This is a genomic window from Cellulophaga sp. F20128, from assembly GCF_023015805.1.
Lineage (GTDB): Bacteria > Bacteroidota > Bacteroidia > Flavobacteriales > Flavobacteriaceae > Cellulophaga.
Window position 1 is genome coordinate 137,744 of the sequence record NZ_JALKBA010000001.1, and the last position, 18,620, is coordinate 156,363.

The window sequence follows — 18,620 nt, forward strand, 5'->3', positions numbered from 1 at the left end:
CAGTTCAAATACCCAATTAATTATAAATTTATAGTTCCCGCAAATGTCGAAAAAGAAAAAACAATTTTTCAAACAAAACAAAGCCGATCGTAAAGCTGAAAGCCCCGTTAAGGCAAAAAAGCATTTAGGACAGCATTTTTTAACTGACGAACCCATTGCGCAACAAATAGCAGAAACGCTAACCCTAAAAAATTATAAAAATATAATTGAAATTGGACCTGGAACCGGAGTACTAACAAAGTATATCTTGAAAAACGATATAGATTTGGTCGCTATGGACCTGGACAAAGAATCCATTGCTTATTTAAATCAGAGTTTCTTACTAGAAAACCCAAGCCTATTGCAACGCAAAGGAAGTTTTAAAGTGGTAGAAGCAGATTTTCTAAAGTATGACATAGGTACTCTTTTTGGCTCAGAACAATATGCCGTAACGGGCAATTTTCCCTATAATATATCTACACAAATTGTATTTAAAACCTTAGAGAATAAGGAACAAATACCAGAATTTACGGGGATGTTTCAAAAAGAAGTTGCGCAGCGTATTTGCTCAAAAGAAGGGAGCAAAACCTACGGTATTTTATCTGTTTTAACTCAAGCTTTTTATGAAGCCGAGTATTTGTTTACCGTACCCCCTACCGTTTTTAACCCCCCTCCTAAAGTAGATTCAGGTGTTTTACGTTTAACCCGAAAAGATAATCTTGCGTTAGGAGTAGATGAAAAATTATTCTATAAGGTGGTAAAAGCCGTATTTAATCAGCGTAGAAAAACCATTAGAAATAGTTTAAAAACCTTTGAACTTTCTGATAATCTAAAAGAAGACACTATCTTTGACAAACGTCCAGAACAATTAGCAGTTGCAGGCTTTGTGGCACTTACAAAAATGATAGCCAATGATACCGTTTAAATTAACAGACGAGTTTTTAGAACAAATAGAAGGATTAATTGAAAGTAAAAACGATACCGATCTAAAGCTTCTTTTGCACGATATTCACTTTGCGGATATCGCGGAAATTGTGAATGAACTTTCTACGGAAGACGCCACCTATCTTATAAAACTATTAGAAAGCGATGTAACTTCCGATATCTTAACTGAACTAGATGAAGATGTTCGAGAATCTATTTTAGGAAATCTTTCTAACAAGGAAATTGCCGAAGAATTAGATGAGTTAGATACAGATGATGCCGCAGATATTATAGGGGAATTACCTCAAGAAATTGTACAACAGGTAATTTCAGAATTAGAAGACAAAGAACATGCCAAGGACATTGTTGACCTTTTGCGATATCATGAAAATTCTGCAGGGGGATTAATGGCAAAGGAACTCGTTAAGGTTAATGAAAACTGGAATGTACTTACTTGTGTTAAGGAAATGCGTGCACAAGCCGAGAATGTTACTAGAGTCCATTCTATATATGTAGTAGACGATGAAGACAAACTAAAGGGGAGATTATCATTAAAGGATCTTTTGACCACGTCTACAAAAACACATATCAGTGAAATTTATATCCCAAAGGTAGATTACGTTTCTGTAAACGAAAAACCAGAGGAAGTTGCCAAAATAATGACAAAATACGATTTAGAAGCTATTCCAGTCATTGATGAAATTGGCAGATTGGTGGGCAGAATTACCATTGATGATATAGTAGACGTCATCAAGGAAGAGGCTGAAAAAGATTATCAAATGGCGGCGGGTATCTCACAAGATGTAGAAGCAGATGATAGTATCTTAGAGCTTACAAAGGCACGTTTACCCTGGCTAGCCCTAGGTTTACTTGGGGGTATTGGCGCTGCATCTATTATGGGTGGCTTTGAATACCTTATGCAAAGTCATAAAATTCTATTTTTATTCACCCCATTAATTGCAGCAATGGCTGGTAATGTTGGGGTACAATCTAGCGCCATAGTTGTGCAAGGATTGGCTAATAATGATTTAAAAGGCAGTATAACCAATAGACTATTTAAAGAGATGCTATTAGCAGCTCTAAATGGCGTTATTCTGGCTTTGTTTTTATTCGGATTTGTATGGATTTACAAAGGTGAATTAGCAGTAGCAATTGCCGTGTCTGTTTCTCTGGTTGCCGTAATTATTGTAGCTGGTTTAATTGGGACATTTGTACCTTTATTTTTACACAAAAGAGGTATAGATCCTGCCATTGCCACAGGACCCTTTATTACTACTAGTAATGATATTTTTGGGATTCTAATTTACTTTTCTATAGCAAAAATGTTTTTATAAAAAATGCTATTCGTAGTGATGCGTCATTCTAAGGCTAACTAAAAGTTAAGGTTTTATTTTTTGTTAGCCTATTAGGTTTCAGATAATTAATTTCAATTGCTTTCATAGAAGCCTAGATTATTATTATTTTGCCGCTACCCAAAGTAGCTATTTTACCTTATACCCAAGTGAGCACCTTACTTAATGACCAAACAACGCCATAAATGAATCCATTTTTTAAATATATCATCTCGGGAGTTACCAAGTATGAATTAAGAAAACAACAACTTTCTAATGTTCAGATTGCCGCTAAGATAAAAAATAGAAGAGTAGAATTTTCTCATTTAATACACGACAGTATTTTTATTTTTATCGGTATTTGTTCGGCTTGTTTTGGCTTAAAAGGTTTTCTTTTACCCAACCAGTTCATAGATGGCGGTGTAACTGGCATCTCATTAATACTCGCAGAGGGCACAGGCTTACCTTTGTCTATTTTACTTGTCATAATCAACATTCCTTTTGTTATAATGGGATATTCTACCATCAGCAAAAAATTTGCCATTAAAAGTATCATTGCCATCCTATTATTGGCCATTGCAGTACACTATATAGAACTACCTACCATTACAGACGACAAATTACTTATTTCCGTTTTTGGAGGCTTCTTTTTAGGCTTGGGAATTGGCCTTACGATACGTGGCGGTTCTGTTATTGATGGCACAGAGGTATTGGCAATCTTTATTAACCGAAAAGCTGCTTTGACTATTGGCGATGTAATTTTAATCTTTAACCTCTTTATTTTTATTGCAGCCGCCTATGTTTTTGATATTGAAACAGCATTATACGCCATATTAACCTATTTGGCCGCGTCTAAAACCGTAGATTTTGTAGTCTCCGGATTAGAAGAATACGTGGGTGTTACCATCATCTCGTCAAAGACAGAAGAAGTAAGACTTATGATTATTGAAAAAATGGGAAGAGGTTGTACCCTATACGACGGCAAAAGAGGATACGCAAAAAGAGGCGAATTACTAAAGCCACAAGAAATAATATACACCCTATTAACCCGATTGGAACTCGCACGATTGCAAACAGAAATAGATAAAATTGACAAGGATGCCTTTATTGTCATGAGCAGTATTAAAGATGTTAAAGGGGGTATGATTAAAAAGCGGACTATTAAGTAAACCGTTGCTTTAAATGAATAAGGTTTACAAATACACAACAGCATTCTCTGTAGAAAAACAGGCCATTATAAAGGAAGTAAGTCCGGTTATTTTACAACTTGCGCCATATACAGAGGAAAATATCAGTTATGGAATGCCAGCCTATAGGTTAAAAGGCCTACCCTTGTTTACTACGCTGCATACAGAAATCATATCGATTTCTATGCCACAGCTTCGGGCCATACTAAGTTTGTATCCGAGTTTTCTGTGTACAAACAAGGCAAAGGCGCCGTGCAATTTCCATGAGACAAACCACTACCTTTAGGTCTCATTAAAAAAATTGTACAATTTAGAATCCTAGAAAACACTGAAATAGCAACTCCAAAAAATAAAAAATAATGACCATAAAGTTTTTTAAAATAGTGCTATTGCTAATTGTTTTTTCCGCTTGCAAACAAAAGGAGAAACAGACAAATGTTATTTCAAACACTACTATAAAAACCAAGTACAAAACATCCTTGATCATTTTGGGTACGGTTCAAGATGCTGGCTCACCACACATTGCCTGTACAAAAGATTGCTGCAGCCTTTTATTGGAACATCCAGATAAAAACAGAAAAGTAGTCTCCTTAGGTGTCATAGACTCAGAAAATAAAACCACCTATCTTTTTGAAGCTACCCCAGATATAACAACACAATTAAAAACCTTAAAAAAAAGTGCTAATTTTAATGCTAGTGAAACCCCTAATGGTATTTTTTTAACACACGCTCATATTGGCCATTATACCGGGTTGATGTATTTAGGAAAGGAGGCTATCAATGCAAAACGAACTCCTGTTTATGCAATGCCAAAAATGAAATTATTTTTAGAAAATAATGGCCCTTGGAGTCAGTTGGTTACGAATAATAACATCGAAATTAAAGAAATGCAACAGCTCGTTCCTTTGCAACTTACCTCCAATTTAAAAATTGTTCCCTTTTCTGTACCACATCGGGATGAGTTTTCTGAAACGGTTGGCTACACTATTGTTGGCCCTAACAAAAAAGCTTTATTTATTCCCGATATTGATAAATGGGAAAAATGGGATCAAGATATTAAAGCACAAATTGCCAAGGTAGACTACGCCTTTATCGATGCTACTTTCTTTGATAGCGAAGAAATAAACAACAGGGATATTTCAGAAATACCACATCCGTTTGTGATAGAAAGTATGCAACTTTTTTCTAAGTTGTCATCAAAAGAAAAAAGTAAAATCAATTTTATTCATTTTAACCATACAAACCCTGCTTTACATATAGGCAGTCCTAAAGCACAGCTAATTTTAGAAAACGGATTTAATATCGCTCAAATTAACGATATTTATGGCTTATAATTTTTCAGGAAACTAACACCTACAACGGATGAAAATTAAATTGATATTTTTTACGGCCATTTTACTCTTTGCACATGTGGGCAATACACAAACCTATGCCAAAAATGGTATGGTTGTTTCAGACAATATCGCAGCATCTACTGTTGGCACAGCCATTCTTAAACAAGGTGGAAATGCAATTGACGCAGCTGTAGCCACAGCATTGGCCTTGGCTGTAACGCACCCACAAGCTGGAAATATCGGAGGGGGTGGATTTTTAGTATATATGAAATCTGATAGTGATGTCACTACAATAGATTTCAGGGAAAAAGCCCCTCTAAAAGCTTCTGAAACGATGTTTTTAGATGAAAATGGCTCGCTTATCCAAGGCTCAAACCACAATGGTTTACAATCTGTTGGTGTTCCTGGAACGGTAGCTGGTTTATTTTTTGCTCATAAAAAATACGGCAAACTGCCTTGGATAACCTTGGTGCAACCCGCCATAGATTTAGCAGAACAAGGGGTTCCCTTATCGTTTACACTATACCAACATGCGCTCTATTATAAAGAAAATGGGGATTCTGATTTTATGGCCAATTACTTTAAAAATGAAGCCGGAGCTCTTGTGCAAATGGATGAAATTTGGAAACAACCAGCCTTGGCAAATACACTTAAAAGCATACGAGACAAAGGGAAAGACGGATTTTACAAAGGTAAAGTTGCCAAAGAAATTGCTCGGTTCATGAAAAAAAACGGAGGCATTATTACCTTAAAAGACTTGGAGAAATACGAGGCAATCGAAAGAGCTCCTATGAAAGGAACGTACAAAGGACATGATATTTATGTTATGGCACCTCCAAGTTCAGGTGGAGTGGCACTTATTGAAATGATGAATATAATGGAATTGGCCAATTTTAAGGAAGCGCCATTTAACTCTACAGCATATGTACATCTTATGGCTGAAGCTATGCGAAGGGCCTTTGCCGACAGAGCAGAACATTTGGGCGATCCCGATTTTAATTCAGACTTGCCTTTAGAAAAACTAACCTCCAAAGAATTTGCTAAAAACCGATATGCAAATATTGACTGGCAAAAAGCTTCTGTAAGTGATTCCACAAAATTCGGTCAAATTTATGACGGCACAAATACAACTCATTTCTCTGTTATCGACAGAGAGGGCAATGCTGTATCCCTAACCTATACTCTAGAACATTCTTATGGTTCTAGACTTGGGTCACCAAAACTAGGGTTTATATTCAACAATGAAATGGGCGATTTTAATCCCCAACCAGGCTATACCAACAACAATGGAGTAATAGGTTCGCCAGCAAATATTATTGTACCAGAAAAACGAATGTTATCTAGTATGACCCCTACCATAGTGGCAAAAGACGGCAAGCCTATTTTAATTATTGGAACTCCTGGGGGTAGAACCATTATTAACACCGTTTTTCAGACCGTATTAAACGTAATAGAATTCAACATGCCGGTTCACAAGGCTATTGAAGCTATGAAAATTCACCACCAATGGTTGCCAGATCGTATTTTATACGAAAAAGACCTATTGTCTCCAGACACTATAAAAGCTTTAGAAGCAATGGGACATACTCTGGTTGGCTCTGGGCAATTAGGCCGATTAATGGGGATAACCATTGATAAAGAAAACAAAGTGTATATAGGTGCTTCAGATTCATCTAGTCCAGATGGTGGAGCAATAGGCTATTAATTTAAAAATGCATTCCATTGAAAACCATCAACCTCAACGAAAAACAAAAAGCGTTTCACAAAGAATGGCATCCACACCAAATTGCTGTTGTAGATAACATGCAGGTTCTTTTAGCAAAACTCAAAGGAGAATTTGTTTGGCATGCACACGAGAATGAAGATGAACTTTTTCAAGTATTAAAAGGCACCTTGTACATGCAATTTAGAGACCGTACTGAGGTAGTAAAGGAGGGTGAAATCATTGTTGTCCCAAAAGGAGTAGAACATTGTCCAAAAACAGAAAATAACGAAGTGGTAGAAGTATTACTTTTTGAACAACTGTCTACAGCACATACAGGTTCCGTTATAGATAAAAAAACACAAACAGAATATCCAAAAATATAATGATGAAAGTATTACATTTAGACAAAAATCACCCTTTAATTATTGAACAATTTAAAGAATTTGGTTTTACAAATGATGTAGATTATACAGCCACAAAGGAAGCGGTTGAAGCAATAATTGATACCTATGATGGCCTAATCATTAGAAGTCGATTTCCAATTGATAAAACTTTTTTAAACAAGGCTACCAACTTAAAATTTATTGGAAGGCTCGGTGCTGGTTTAGAAAATATAGATACTGATTATGCTGCTGAAAAAGGTGTTTTTCTTGCTTCTGCTCCAGAAGGGAATAGAAATGCTGTTGGGGAACACACTTTGGGAATGATTTTATCCCTATTTAATAAGCTAAATAAAGCCGACCGAGAAGTACGCCATGGCAAATGGGATCGAGAAGGAAATCGCGGTATTGAGTTAGACGGAAAAACAGTTGGCATCATTGGTTATGGCAATATGGGCAATGCCTTTGCCAAAAAATTAAGAGGTTTTGATGTTGAAGTACTCTGTTACGATCTAAAAGCCAATGTTGGCAATGAAAATGCAACCCAAGTAAGCCTGAAAGAGTTACAAGAAAGAGCTGATGTCGTAAGCCTACATGTGCCACAAACTGAAGCCACAAAAAATATGGTGACCAGCAAATTCATCTCAGGTTTTAGCAAGCCATTTTGGTTGTTTAACACCGCCAGAGGCAAATGCGTAAATACTATGGATTTGGTAGCTGCACTGCAGTCTGGACAAATTTCAGGAGCTGGGTTAGATGTTTTAGAATACGAAAAATCCTCCTTTGAGAATATGTTTACAGACAAGGAATTGCCCAAAGCCTTTCAATATTTAATTGCTTCAGACAGCGTACTCCTTAGTCCGCACGTAGCTGGGTGGACGATTGAAAGCAAAATAAAACTAGCCCAAACTATAGTTAACAAGGTAAAAGGAAAATTTTTGTAACTTTAGTAGATAAATTCCAACAATCTCCTAGTAGTTATGCAATCAAAGGCCACGACAGTAGAACAATACATCGAAGAACTACCAGAAGATAGAAAACAAGCCATTTCTAATCTTCGCAACATTTTTCTAAAAAAATTACCGCAAGGTTTTCAAGAACAGATGAGTTATGGAATGCTAGGGTATGTGGTACCTCATTCCTTATATCCACCCGGGTACCATTGTGACCCAAAACTGCCCCTGCCCTTTATAAATCTAGCTTCACAAAAAAATTTCATAGCTATTTACCATTCTGGTGTGTATGCCGATCCGGAACTTTTGCATTGGTTTACAACAGCATACTCCAAAACAATACAGCCAAATTAGATATGGGAAAAAGCTGTATTCGATTTAAAAAAATGGAAACGATTCCTTATGCACTTATCGGGGAACTGGCTTCTAAAATGACACCACAAGAATGGATAAAATTATACGAGAAAAACACTAAAAAATAGGATACTTATGAAAAACAGGGTTACTGGCTTGGGCGGATTCTTTTTTAAAACAAAAGATCCTGATAAAATTAAGGAATGGTACAAAGACAAATTAGGGCTTAACACAGACCAATATGGCTGTACATTTTGGTGGAAAGACAAAGAAGGTGAGGATTGTTCTACCCAATGGAGTCCTATGAAGGATGACACCACCTACTTTGAGCCTAGCAAATCTTCCTTTATGATGAATTTTAGGGTAGAAAATCTAGTTGCTTTACTAGCGGTATTAAAAACGGAAGGTGTTACCATAGTTGGTGAGATTGAAGAATATAGCTACGGTAAATTCGGATGGATTTTAGACCCAGATGGTAATAAGTTGGAGTTATGGGAACCTGTTGACAAAGCATTCCTATAATATTAAAAATAATTGTTACTTTTAACCCTACAATATTAACCAATACAAATTATTATGTCTGAAGAAAATAAAGATTTAGGAGATAAGGCGAAAGAAGCATTTGAAGATGCCAAAGGCGCAACAAAGGATTTTGCCGAAGATGCAAAACATAGTGCAAAAGAATTTACTGATAGTGCAAAAGAAACTTTTAATAGCGGTGAAAACAAAAAAATATTAGCTGGAATTCTCGCTATTGTACTTGGAGGATTTGGCGTACATAAATTTATCCTAGGATACAATAAGGAAGGAATTATTATGCTTGTTGTTAGTATCGTTGGATGGTTTTTATGTGGAATCCCTTCCATGTTAGTATGGATTGTTGGACTTATTGAAGGTATTATGTATCTAACTAAATCTGATCAAGAGTTCTACAACACCTACCAAGTTGGAAGAAAACCTTGGTTCTAAAAAATAGAAACCTTGAGGAGTAAATATATAAAAGCCGCAAAAATACATTTTGCGGCTTTACTTTTTGTTTAAAAATCAAAGATCTTGGAACATCAAACCCATAGGTAGGGATCTAACCAATTATTACACTTGTCCGTTATGTAGTTTTTGTTCTAGTTCTGCCTGAAACTCCTCCATAACAGGTTTAACGGTGCTTTCCGGTAGGTCTGCTATTTTAATATACATTAAGCCATCAACAGAATTATTAAACAACGGGTCTACATTAAAAGCCACTACCCTAGCATTCTGCTTAATATACTTCTTAATTAATACTGGCAGACGCAAGTTGCCTGGTTCTACCTCATCAATTAACCGATCAAACTTGTTTAAATCTGCTTCTGTAGCATCAAAAACAAATTCCTTGTCTGCATCATTCAATTTTACTTTAAATTCTTTCTTGGGTCGTATGTACTGTGCTACGTATGGATCCCAATAATGAGACTTCATAAACTCAATCATCAAAGATTTAGAAAAATTAGAGAATTGATTGCTTATACTAACCCCACCAATTAAATACTTATGCTCTGGGTGCCTCAAGGTAGTGTGTACGATTCCTTTCCAAAGTAAAAATAATGGCATAGGTTTTTGCTGGTATTCCTTTACAATATAAGCTCGCCCCATTTCAATGGTCTGCTTCATCATCCCATGCAATTCGGGTTCTAATCGAAACAAATCTTGCACATAAAATCCGTCGATTCCATATTTCTCATATATTTCAGCGCCCATACCCATACGATATGCACCTACTATAGTTTTAGCCGCATCATCCCATAAAAACAAATGGTGGTAATATTGATCAAAGGCATCCAAATCGATAGCCTTGTTTGTTCCCTCTCCTATTTCTCTAAAAGTGACTTCTCTTTGCCTGCCTATCTCTTGCAAAATAGAAGGCATATTTTCGGCCTTTGCCAAAAAGACTTCGTAGGATTTACTCTGTAATAGCCTACAATCCTTTTTCCGCAATTCTTCAATCTCTTTCGCTATAATTTCCTTGCTAATGGGAGTGATGATTTTTTTGGGTGCCTTTGGTAGTTTAAGTGTTGTAGGAACTTTGTCTATAAGACGCCCTTTTTCATAGGCATTAGCAAGCATGTATGTTTTCTTGCGCAACAATTCTGTAAAATCGGCAAGGGATTCGTGTTCGTTTTGGGTTTGCACACTAATGGGTTGCCCAATTCTAACTTTTATAGTTCGATGTTTTTGGGTTGTAACTTCAGAGGGTAATTTTGCCGTTCTAAAAACATCGCTAATCTTAGACAATCGATAAAATAACCTACTATTTTTTGCGTGAAAATAAATGGGTACTACAGGTACTTCGGCCTTTCTAATTAATTTTAAGGCAGTTTCTTCCCAAGGTTTGTCTACTATTAATTTTCCGTCTCTATAGGTAGACACTTCCCCTGCCGGAAAAATACCTAAGGGATGTCCTTCCCGAAGATGCAACATTGCATTTTTAAAACCACCCAAACTACTTTTAACATCCTTTCTTCCATCAAAAGGGTTGACAGGTAATATATAGGGCGACATGGGTTCTATTCTATTCAATAGAAAATTAGCCATTATTTTAAAATCTGACCGGTGTTCTAAAAGTAATTTTAGTAATAAAACACCGTCTATTCCCCCTAAAGGATGATTCGAAATTGTAATATAGGCTCCACCTTTCGGAAGCCTTCTAAAATCTTCTTCCGGTATTTCGAACTTAATTTTATAGTGCTCTAAAATAGCATCTAAAAAAACCGTACCACTAAGGTGCTTATGATCATCATAGAAAGTATTGATACTAGATATTTTAGTCACTTTCATCAATACCCAACCAATAAAAGTACCAAGAAAGCCATATTTATCTACTTTTATGGCTTTTGCGACTTCTTTTGCTGTAACTAATCCCATACATCATTTTGTAATAAACAAATATAGCTTATTAGTTTTAATGTTTAAGGTTGTGTTTTTCTTTTAATACTTAAAACCGATGCTAATCTTTATTTCACTACCAACTGAACCGTTTCCTTAGTGCGTTGTTCTAATAAAATTTCTTTCCCTTTTTGGATGCTTGTAATGGCATCGGAACTAAAATGACGAATGGTATAAAGAGAAACCCCTTCTTGATGTACTACTTTAAACTTTCCTTTTAGAATGTTTAATAAATCCTGAAGCCTATCAAACTTATTATCAATACACAACGAAAAACTAATTGCAGAATTTTGAATAAGGTCTACCTTCATTTTATGATCGTGTAGCAACTTAAACAATTCACTAATACTATCTTCTACAATAAATGAAAAATCTAAGGAAGACAATTTCATTAATACTTGATCTTTTTTAACAATAAAACAAGGCACTAAAGGTTCTATCCCCACCCCTTTTCCAACCGTTGTTCCCGGGTTTAATGGGTTTAAAAATGATTTCACATGCAATGGAATTTCTTTGCGCTGCAGTGGTTGCAATGTTTTTGGATGAATTACAGAAGCCCCATAAAAAGCCAATTCTATTGCTTCTCGGTATGATATTTTATTTAAAAGCTCAGCATCTTCAAAATACCTAGGATCTGCATTTAAAACACCCGGTACATCTTTCCAGATTGTAACTTCGGTAGCATTTAAACAATACGCTAAGATTGCCGCAGAATAATCTGACCCTTCCCGGCCTAAAGTAGTTGTAAAGTTATTGTCATCACTACCTAAAAAACCTTGCGTAATATTTAATTTATTTTTATTTATTCCTGCAGAAATCCTTTCTTGGGTTTTGTCCCAATTTACAGTGGCATCCCTATAATTATCATTGGTTTTTATAAAATTTCGTACATCTAACCAATTGCTTTGTATGCCCACTTCATTGAGGTATTCACTTAAAATTGTAGTTGCTAATAGCTCTCCATATCCCACAACTTGATCGTACACAAAACCTTTTTTTGGCGATTTGTTCCATACCAAAAAACCTTGAACTTCGTCAAATAATGTTTTCACCTTAGTGTAAACTATATGTTGCTTGTTTGGAAAAAGTTCCTTTACTATAGCATTGTGAAAATCTATTATTTCTTGCACGGCAGCCGGCAAGGAACTCTTATCGTTAAGGTAGGCATTTACAATACTCTCCATTGCATTTGTAGTTTTACCCATTGCAGAGGCTACAACCAACGTATTGTCGTATCCAACTTGCTGTAACACACTAACAACATTTTTTACACCAGCTGCATCTTTAATAGATGCTCCTCCAAACTTAAAAATTCTCATATATTCTTTATAAAATTTTGTATTCCGTTTTCATCCAAATGCACAACATCCCAATCTCTCTTAACATCTGCACCCTTGCTCTCATAAAAATTAATAGCTGGGTCGTTCCAATCTAAAACCTCCCAACAAATACGTTTTACCCCTAACTCATATCCGTATTTAACTACTTCATTCAATAATAAGGTACCTAAACCGGTACCTCTCATTTTTTTGGTTACTATTAAATCTTCCAAATGCAATACCACGCCTTTCCATGTAGAATATCGTGTGTATACTAAAGCTGTTCCAACAATTTCATTACCAGATTCAGCAACAAAACAGTGAAATAATTTATGAGTTCCAAAGCCATCAGAAATTAAATCATTTACAGTGACCTCAACAGCGTTTGGTTCTTTTTCAAATAAGGCTAGTTCATGAATGAGATGAAGCACCTGCTTCATATCTTCCTTTTTTGCCTCTCTTATGCTATAATTCATACCATTTTTAAAAATAATCTGCAAAGTAAGACGTTTGGGCGACTTTACATTACGAAAACGTTGTAGTATCACAAAATAACCGATATTTGTACTCAAAATAAACATCTTTCTCAATGAACAAAAAAAACAAGACATTAGGAGAATTCATAATTGAGCATCAATCTTCATTTCAATATTCTTCTGGAGAGCTTTCTAAACTTATAAACGCTTTGCGTCTTGCAGCTAAGGTTGTAAACCACGAAGTAAACAAAGCGGGGCTTATCGATATCCTAGGAGCCGCAGGTGATACTAATATTCAAGGAGAAGACCAACAAAAATTAGATGTCTTAGCTAACGAAAAATTTATTCAAACCTTAAAAAACAGAGAGATTGTTTGTGGTATTGCCTCTGAAGAAGAAGATGACTTTATCAGTGTAAATAGTAATGACAAACAACACCAAAATAAGTATGTTGTATTAATAGATCCTCTAGACGGCTCTTCCAATATAGATGTAAATGTATCTGTTGGTACTATTTTTTCTATTTACCGAAGAGTCACCCCGGTTGGCACACCCGTTGCCATAGAAGATTTTTTGCAACCCGGAAAGAACCAAGTTGCAGCGGGCTATATTATTTACGGCACCTCTACCATGCTGGTTTATACCACCGGAGATGGTGTAAATGGTTTTACCTTAAACCCTGCAATAGGTACATTTTACTTATCACATCCCAACATGCAGTTTCCTGAAAATGGAAAAATATATTCCGTAAATGAAGGGAACTACATTCATTTTCCTCAAGGCGTAAAAGACTATATTAAATACTGCCAACAAGAGGAAGGAGACAGACCATATACTTCTAGGTATATTGGGTCTTTGGTGTCGGATTTTCATAGAAATATGATCAAAGGAGGAATTTATATGTATCCCAAAAGTAGCGTTGCTTCTGACGGAAAATTACGTTTATTATACGAGTGTAATCCTATGGCTTTCTTGGCAGAGCAGGCCAATGGAAAAGCAAGTGATGGATTCCACCGTATTCTAGATTTAAAACCAGCAGAACTCCACCAACGTGTCCCTTTTTTCTGTGGTAGCACTAAAATGGTTGAAAAAGCAGAAGAATTTATGAGAAAAAACAATCAGAAACCATCATAAAACAAAAAGCCGAAGCAATTGCTTCGGCTTTTTGTTTATAAAACGACATACAACTATTTCCGTACCATTAAAGCGTAATCTTCAAAATCTATTTTTCCGGTAAAAATAGCAACCGACCTAGATATGACTTGATCCGCTGCATCATTAGAATAGCCTAAACCAATGGCGTATTTTTTAAGAAGTGTACGTTCTTCATCATCAATATTATGATCTGCAAATATGATTTTGAACAAATCAAACATACGTTCTAATCTTCTATCTAAGTTTGTCGGAGGATCAATTGGATAGCTACTTGGGTTTTTCATTATTGTTTTATACTCCACTTCCGTAATATCTAACTTAGAAGCAAATCTATTTAACAACTCCAATTCTTCCGCGTTAACTTCTCCATCTACACTTGCCAAAGAAACTATTGCGGCAAAATGAGCTACATTTTTCCTGTGTTCACTATTACCATATAAATCTACAAAAGACATAATTTTCTATTTTATTTAAAATACAAATATAAATTTTTGTAGTGTACAAACTCAACTTTTTAAAAGATATTTTGTGGGTTTACAGAAACTACCAGCAATACTTTTTCTCATAATTCCAATTCCGCATATCCAATAGTTCAAAGTCCTAGCTTAAACTATACAAAATATTTGGAGTGTTTCCCTTTTTTTACTAACGGAATACACTGATTTATTAGTACTTAATCATTTTCAACGTCCTCGGTTAATGGTATGTGTACTAAAATATCCATTGGTAATAACAGCAATTTTTATACCGTATAAACTGAATACCACATGAAATACTTTAAATATTTAATACTCATTGGAATCATCTGTGGACTTACAAGCACGGTGGAATCGTTTGAGGTATTCTATGGAAATATAGAAACCTTAGGCAAACCTAATGAATGGAGGTTTTACTTTTCACTAGCTGCTTTTGGCATTTTCTTTTCTATGTTTTTAACACTTATACTCACCTTAATCGTATTATGGAAAAGGATAAAACCGTTGTTATGGAATGAAAGTGACCTTTTATAAATTTTAAAGATACTACCATTTAAACCCGGCTAGGTTCTACTACTTTTTTGGGATCACCCTATAAACAAGGGACACTTGGAGTATTTTTTTCAGGGCCCCGGCGACCCATTTAAGCAAGCCTGAATATCCAATTTAAAATTAACCACAAACTCTAGTTGTTTTAAATTGTAGCTTTATATTTGCAAAAATTGTATTGACTTTTGGGAAAATCCCTTATTTTAAAAACATTGGCACAGCTTCCGCAAATGCAGAAACTGCAGGCTGCTATTGCCAACAACGAAAAGAATAGCACCCTTACAGGATTAACAGGCTCCGCGCTTTCCTTTGTTATTTCAGAAACTTTTAAGCAAACTAGTCTCCCTTTTTTGGTGGTCTTTAACGACAAAGAAGAGGCAGCTTATCATTTAAATGATCTAGAACAACTAATAGGTGAAAAAGATGTGCTTTTTTATCCTGGAAGTTATCGCAGACCATATCAAATAGAGGAGGTAGACAATGCAAATGTGCTTTTACGCGCAGAAGTATTGAACCGCATAAACTCCCGTAAAAAACCGGCCCTACTAATTACATATCCCGATGCTTTATTTGAAAAAGTAGTTACCCGGAAAGAGTTGGATAAAAACACTTTAAAAATTAAGATTGATGATACTATAAGTCTTGACTTTCTAAACGAAGTGCTTTTTGAATACAAGTTTAAACGTGTAGATTTTGTAACAGAACCAGGGGAGTTTTCCGTTCGTGGGGGCATTGTAGATGTGTTTTCTTTTTCGCATGATGTTCCCTATCGTATTGAATTTTTTGGGGATGAAGTGGAAAGTATTCGGACTTTTGATGTAGAAACGCAGCTATCCACAGAAAAGGTAACTAAGATTACCATCATACCCAATGTTGAGAATAAATTTTTGAATGAATCTCGCGAGAGTTTCTTAAAATATATCGCTTCAAATACACTGCTTTTTTCTAAAAATACAGATTTATTATACGACCGGTTAGATTCTCTTTTTAACAAGGCAGAGGAAGCCTTCACAAAACTTACGGGCGAATTAAAACACGCAATTCCTTCAGAATTGTTCATTGATTCTGATCAATTAAAAAAAGAATTTCAGGATTTTAGTGTGGTTAACATTCAGCAGAAATCGGCAGAAAACGCCATCTCCTTTGCGTCAAAGCCACAACCTTCGTTTAATAAAAAGTTCGATTTATTAATTGAAAACTTAAATCAAAATCACGCCAACGGATACACCAATTATATTTTTTGTGCTACCGAGCAACAAGCCAAACGTTTTCACGATATTTTTGATGAAGTAGAGCAAGAAGTACAGTACCAAACCGTTGTTTTTCCACTTTTTCAAGGTTTTATTTTAGATGACATCAAGGTTGCCTGCTATACAGATCATCAAATATTTGAGCGCTACCATAAATTTCATCTTAAAAATGGATACGCCAAAAAACAAGCAATAACACTAAAAGAACTCACCAAATTAGAGATTGGAGATTACGTTACCCACATAGACCACGGGGTAGGGAAATTTGGTGGACTTCAAAAAATAGATGTAGAAGGCAAAAAACAAGAAGCCATAAAATTGGCCTATGGAGAACGAGATGTACTCTATGTTAGCATCCATTCCTTATACAAAATATCTAAATTTACGGGCAAAGATGGGAAGCCCCCAAAGATTTATAAATTAGGTTCTGGTGCCTGGAAAAAATTAAAGCAAAAAACCAAGTCTAGGGTTAAAATGATCGCTTTTGATCTTATTAAAATTTATGCCAACCGCAGGTTAAAAAAAGGATTTCAATACGCCCCGGATAGTTATTTACAACATGAGCTAGAAGCTTCTTTTATTTACGAAGACACCCCAGACCAAAGCAAAGCTACGGAAGATATTAAACAAGACATGGAAAATGAACGTCCAATGGATCGTTTAATTTGTGGTGATGTTGGTTTTGGCAAGACAGAAGTAGCTATCCGTGCCGCTTTTAAAGCCGTAGATAATGGCAAACAAGTTGCTGTCTTGGTACCTACCACTATTTTAGCTTTTCAACACCAGCGCACTTTTGCTGAGCGTTTAAAAGATATGCCCGTTACTGTAGATTACGTAAACCGATTTAGGACGGCCAAAGAAAAAAAAGACACCTTAGAAGGGTTGGAATCCGGCAAGGTAGATATCATTATTGGCACCCATCAATTGGTAAATAAAAATGTAAAATTCAAAGACTTAGGGCTACTTATCGTAGATGAAGAGCAGAAGTTTGGTGTTGCAGTAAAAGACAAGCTAAAATCTATTAAAGAGAATGTGGATGTCCTTACGTTAACGGCTACCCCTATACCCAGAACTTTGCAATTTAGTTTAATGGCAGCTCGCGATTTATCGGTGATAAATACAGCACCACCAAACAGGTACCCCATAGACAGTCAGGTAGTACGTTTTAATGAAGAAACCATAAGGGATGCCGTTTCTTATGAAATACAACGTGGCGGACAGGTATTTTTTATCCACAATCGCATAGAAAACATCAAGGAAGTTGCAGGGATGATTCAACGGTTAGTCCCCGATGCTAAAGTTGGTATTGGACACGGACAAATGGAAGGCAAAAAACTAGAAACCACAATGCTCTCTTTTATGAATGGAGAATTTGACGTATTAGTTTCTACTACCATTATAGAAAGTGGCTTGGATGTTACCAATGCCAATACCATTTTTATAAACAACGCCAACAATTTTGGACTTAGTGATTTGCACCAAATGCGCGGACGTGTAGGCCGTAGTAACAAAAAGGCATTTTGTTACTTTATAACACCTCCTTATGATGCAATGAGCAATGATGCCCGTAAAAGAATACAAGCCTTGGAACAATTTACGGAATTGGGGAGTGGTTTCAATATTGCTATGAAAGATTTAGAAATTCGTGGCGCAGGTGACATTTTGGGTGGTGAACAAAGCGGATTTATAAATGAAATTGGGTTTGATGCCTACCAAAAAATACTTGCTGAAACTGTTGAGGAGCTCAAAGAAAATGAGTTTAAAGAGCTCTACGAAGAGGTAGAAGGTAAAAACAAAGTTTTCGTTAAAGAAACACAAATAGATGCCGATTTTGAACTCTTATTCCCAGACGATTATGTGAACAATATTTCAGAACGATTAAATTTATATACCCAATTGAACGAATTAAAGACAGAGGCAGAGCTGCTGACATTTGAAACCGCATTGGTAGATCGTTTTGGAGAAATCCCGACACCAGTTGAAGATTTACTGAACTCAGTTCGTATTAAATGGATAGCCAACAGTATTGGATTGGAAAAAATTGTTCTGAAACAAGGAAAAATGATTGGGTATTTTATCGCTGATCAACAATCTGGTTTTTACCAAAGTCCAACCTTTACCAAAGTACTACAGTTTGTACAAGCTTTTAATACCATCTGCAAAATAAAAGAAAAACAAACCCGTACAGGTTTACGCCTACTTCTAGTTTTTGACAAAATAACGACAGTAGAAAAGGGGTTATCTAGGCTAAACCCTTTTACAGAACAACCAACAACCACATAAAACCAAAACCGGCATCAGTTTGGTGCGGTTTTTGAAAATACAGTTAT

The 18,620-nt window shown here is 35.8% G+C and carries 17 protein-coding genes and 1 pseudogene; 14 read left to right on the forward strand and 4 right to left on the reverse strand.

Features of this window, described 5'->3' with window-relative positions; genetic code table 11:
* Positions 1 to 43 precede the first annotated feature (43 nt).
* The 11 genes and pseudogenes from rsmA to MWU65_RS00635 all read left to right on the forward strand — a co-directional run bounded on the left by rsmA (position 44) and on the right by MWU65_RS00635 (position 9,116).
* Entirely contained in the window at positions 44 to 904 is an 861-nt protein-coding gene (rsmA, locus tag MWU65_RS00585; protein WP_247074769.1) for a 16S rRNA (adenine(1518)-N(6)/adenine(1519)-N(6))-dimethyltransferase RsmA, read from the forward strand.
* A complete protein-coding gene (mgtE, locus tag MWU65_RS00590; protein ID WP_247074772.1) occupies positions 891 to 2,237 on the forward strand; it encodes a magnesium transporter in 1,347 nt (448 codons plus the stop codon). The genes rsmA and mgtE overlap by 14 nt, the downstream gene beginning before the upstream one ends.
* Before the next feature lie 203 nt (positions 2,238 to 2,440).
* Positions 2,441 to 3,403 carry a YitT family protein gene (locus MWU65_RS00595; RefSeq protein WP_247074775.1) on the forward strand — a complete coding sequence of 321 codons (963 nt, stop codon included), beginning with the start codon at positions 2,441 to 2,443 and terminating at the stop codon, positions 3,401 to 3,403.
* A 13-nt stretch (positions 3,404 to 3,416) separates the two neighbouring features.
* Entirely contained in the window at positions 3,417 to 3,707 is a 291-nt protein-coding gene (locus MWU65_RS00600) for a DUF1801 domain-containing protein (RefSeq protein ID WP_247074778.1), read from the forward strand.
* Positions 3,708 to 3,780: 73 nt separating this feature from the next.
* Positions 3,781 to 4,755, forward strand: a complete 975-nt coding sequence (locus tag MWU65_RS00605) for an MBL fold metallo-hydrolase (RefSeq protein ID WP_247074780.1) — start codon at positions 3,781 to 3,783, stop codon at positions 4,753 to 4,755.
* 28 nt (positions 4,756 to 4,783) lie between these two features.
* Entirely contained in the window at positions 4,784 to 6,460 is a 1,677-nt protein-coding gene (gene ggt, locus MWU65_RS00610; RefSeq protein ID WP_247074781.1) for a gamma-glutamyltransferase, read from the forward strand.
* Positions 6,461 to 6,477: 17 nt separating this feature from the next.
* Complete coding sequence (locus tag MWU65_RS00615; RefSeq protein WP_247074785.1) at positions 6,478 to 6,843, forward strand: cupin domain-containing protein; 366 nt, start codon at positions 6,478 to 6,480, stop codon at positions 6,841 to 6,843.
* A gap of 2 nt (positions 6,844 to 6,845) precedes the next feature.
* Positions 6,846 to 7,784 carry a 2-hydroxyacid dehydrogenase gene (locus tag MWU65_RS00620; RefSeq protein WP_247075377.1) on the forward strand — a complete coding sequence of 313 codons (939 nt, stop codon included), beginning with the start codon at positions 6,846 to 6,848 and terminating at the stop codon, positions 7,782 to 7,784.
* A gap of 36 nt (positions 7,785 to 7,820) precedes the next feature.
* A pseudogene (locus MWU65_RS00625) lies at positions 7,821 to 8,275 on the forward strand (DUF1801 domain-containing protein).
* 7 nt (positions 8,276 to 8,282) lie between these two features.
* Positions 8,283 to 8,669, forward strand: a complete 387-nt coding sequence (locus MWU65_RS00630) for a VOC family protein (protein ID WP_247074787.1) — start codon at positions 8,283 to 8,285, stop codon at positions 8,667 to 8,669.
* Positions 8,670 to 8,723: 54 nt separating this feature from the next.
* Positions 8,724 to 9,116, forward strand: a complete 393-nt coding sequence (locus MWU65_RS00635; protein ID WP_247074788.1) for a TM2 domain-containing protein — start codon at positions 8,724 to 8,726, stop codon at positions 9,114 to 9,116.
* A gap of 123 nt (positions 9,117 to 9,239) precedes the next feature.
* Here MWU65_RS00635 and MWU65_RS00640 read toward each other — a convergent pair whose 3' ends face one another.
* From MWU65_RS00640 to MWU65_RS00650, 3 genes are all read right to left on the reverse strand, one after another.
* The gene (locus tag MWU65_RS00640; protein ID WP_247074791.1) at positions 9,240 to 11,045 is read right to left on the reverse strand and encodes a lysophospholipid acyltransferase family protein; all 1,806 of its coding nucleotides are present in this window, start codon (positions 11,043 to 11,045) and stop codon (positions 9,240 to 9,242) included.
* 89 nt (positions 11,046 to 11,134) lie between these two features.
* Positions 11,135 to 12,385 carry an aspartate kinase gene (locus MWU65_RS00645; RefSeq protein WP_247074794.1) on the reverse strand — a complete coding sequence of 417 codons (1,251 nt, stop codon included), beginning with the start codon at positions 12,383 to 12,385 and terminating at the stop codon, positions 11,135 to 11,137.
* Complete coding sequence (locus MWU65_RS00650; protein WP_247075378.1) at positions 12,382 to 12,861, reverse strand: GNAT family N-acetyltransferase; 480 nt, start codon at positions 12,859 to 12,861, stop codon at positions 12,382 to 12,384. The genes MWU65_RS00645 and MWU65_RS00650 overlap by 4 nt, the downstream gene beginning before the upstream one ends.
* 113 nt (positions 12,862 to 12,974) lie before the next feature.
* Between MWU65_RS00650 and fbp the strand changes: the two genes are divergently transcribed.
* Positions 12,975 to 13,994: a class 1 fructose-bisphosphatase gene (fbp, locus tag MWU65_RS00655; protein ID WP_247074795.1), complete on the forward strand. Its 1,020-nt coding sequence runs from the start codon at positions 12,975 to 12,977 to the stop codon at positions 13,992 to 13,994.
* Positions 13,995 to 14,047: 53 nt separating this feature from the next.
* Here the strand turns inward: fbp and MWU65_RS00660 are convergent, their stop codons facing one another.
* Complete coding sequence (locus tag MWU65_RS00660) at positions 14,048 to 14,470, reverse strand: TerB family tellurite resistance protein (protein WP_247074796.1); 423 nt, start codon at positions 14,468 to 14,470, stop codon at positions 14,048 to 14,050.
* A 312-nt stretch (positions 14,471 to 14,782) separates the two neighbouring features.
* Here MWU65_RS00660 and MWU65_RS00665 point away from each other — a divergent pair, with 312 nt between their 5' ends.
* Both MWU65_RS00665 and mfd read left to right on the forward strand, forming a co-directional pair.
* The gene (locus MWU65_RS00665) at positions 14,783 to 15,025 is read left to right on the forward strand and encodes a hypothetical protein (RefSeq protein ID WP_247074797.1); all 243 of its coding nucleotides are present in this window, start codon (positions 14,783 to 14,785) and stop codon (positions 15,023 to 15,025) included.
* 200 nt (positions 15,026 to 15,225) lie between these two features.
* On the forward strand, positions 15,226 to 18,573 hold the full coding sequence (mfd, locus tag MWU65_RS00670) for a transcription-repair coupling factor (protein ID WP_247074800.1): 3,348 nt from the start codon (positions 15,226 to 15,228) through the stop codon (positions 18,571 to 18,573).
* The last annotated feature ends 47 nt before the right edge of the window (positions 18,574 to 18,620 follow it).

Coding starts and splice junctions, on each gene's coding strand:
- rsmA (WP_247074769.1), top strand. CDS start 44: ATGTCGAAAAAGAAAAAACAATTTTTCAAACAAAACAAAGCCGATCGT.
- mgtE (WP_247074772.1), top strand. CDS start 891: ATGATACCGTTTAAATTAACAGACGAGTTTTTAGAACAAATAGAAGGA.
- MWU65_RS00595 (WP_247074775.1), top strand. CDS start 2,441: ATGAATCCATTTTTTAAATATATCATCTCGGGAGTTACCAAGTATGAA.
- MWU65_RS00600 (WP_247074778.1), top strand. CDS start 3,417: ATGAATAAGGTTTACAAATACACAACAGCATTCTCTGTAGAAAAACAG.
- MWU65_RS00605 (WP_247074780.1), top strand. CDS start 3,781: ATGACCATAAAGTTTTTTAAAATAGTGCTATTGCTAATTGTTTTTTCC.
- ggt (WP_247074781.1), top strand. CDS start 4,784: ATGAAAATTAAATTGATATTTTTTACGGCCATTTTACTCTTTGCACAT.
- MWU65_RS00620 (WP_247075377.1), top strand. CDS start 6,846: ATGAAAGTATTACATTTAGACAAAAATCACCCTTTAATTATTGAACAA.
- MWU65_RS00630 (WP_247074787.1), top strand. CDS start 8,283: ATGAAAAACAGGGTTACTGGCTTGGGCGGATTCTTTTTTAAAACAAAA.
- MWU65_RS00635 (WP_247074788.1), top strand. CDS start 8,724: ATGTCTGAAGAAAATAAAGATTTAGGAGATAAGGCGAAAGAAGCATTT.
- MWU65_RS00640 (WP_247074791.1), bottom strand. CDS start 11,045: ATGGGATTAGTTACAGCAAAAGAAGTCGCAAAAGCCATAAAAGTAGAT.
- MWU65_RS00645 (WP_247074794.1), bottom strand. CDS start 12,385: ATGAGAATTTTTAAGTTTGGAGGAGCATCTATTAAAGATGCAGCTGGT.
- MWU65_RS00650 (WP_247075378.1), bottom strand. CDS start 12,861: ATGAATTATAGCATAAGAGAGGCAAAAAAGGAAGATATGAAGCAGGTG.
- fbp (WP_247074795.1), top strand. CDS start 12,975: ATGAACAAAAAAAACAAGACATTAGGAGAATTCATAATTGAGCATCAA.
- MWU65_RS00660 (WP_247074796.1), bottom strand. CDS start 14,470: ATGTCTTTTGTAGATTTATATGGTAATAGTGAACACAGGAAAAATGTA.
- MWU65_RS00665 (WP_247074797.1), top strand. CDS start 14,783: ATGAAATACTTTAAATATTTAATACTCATTGGAATCATCTGTGGACTT.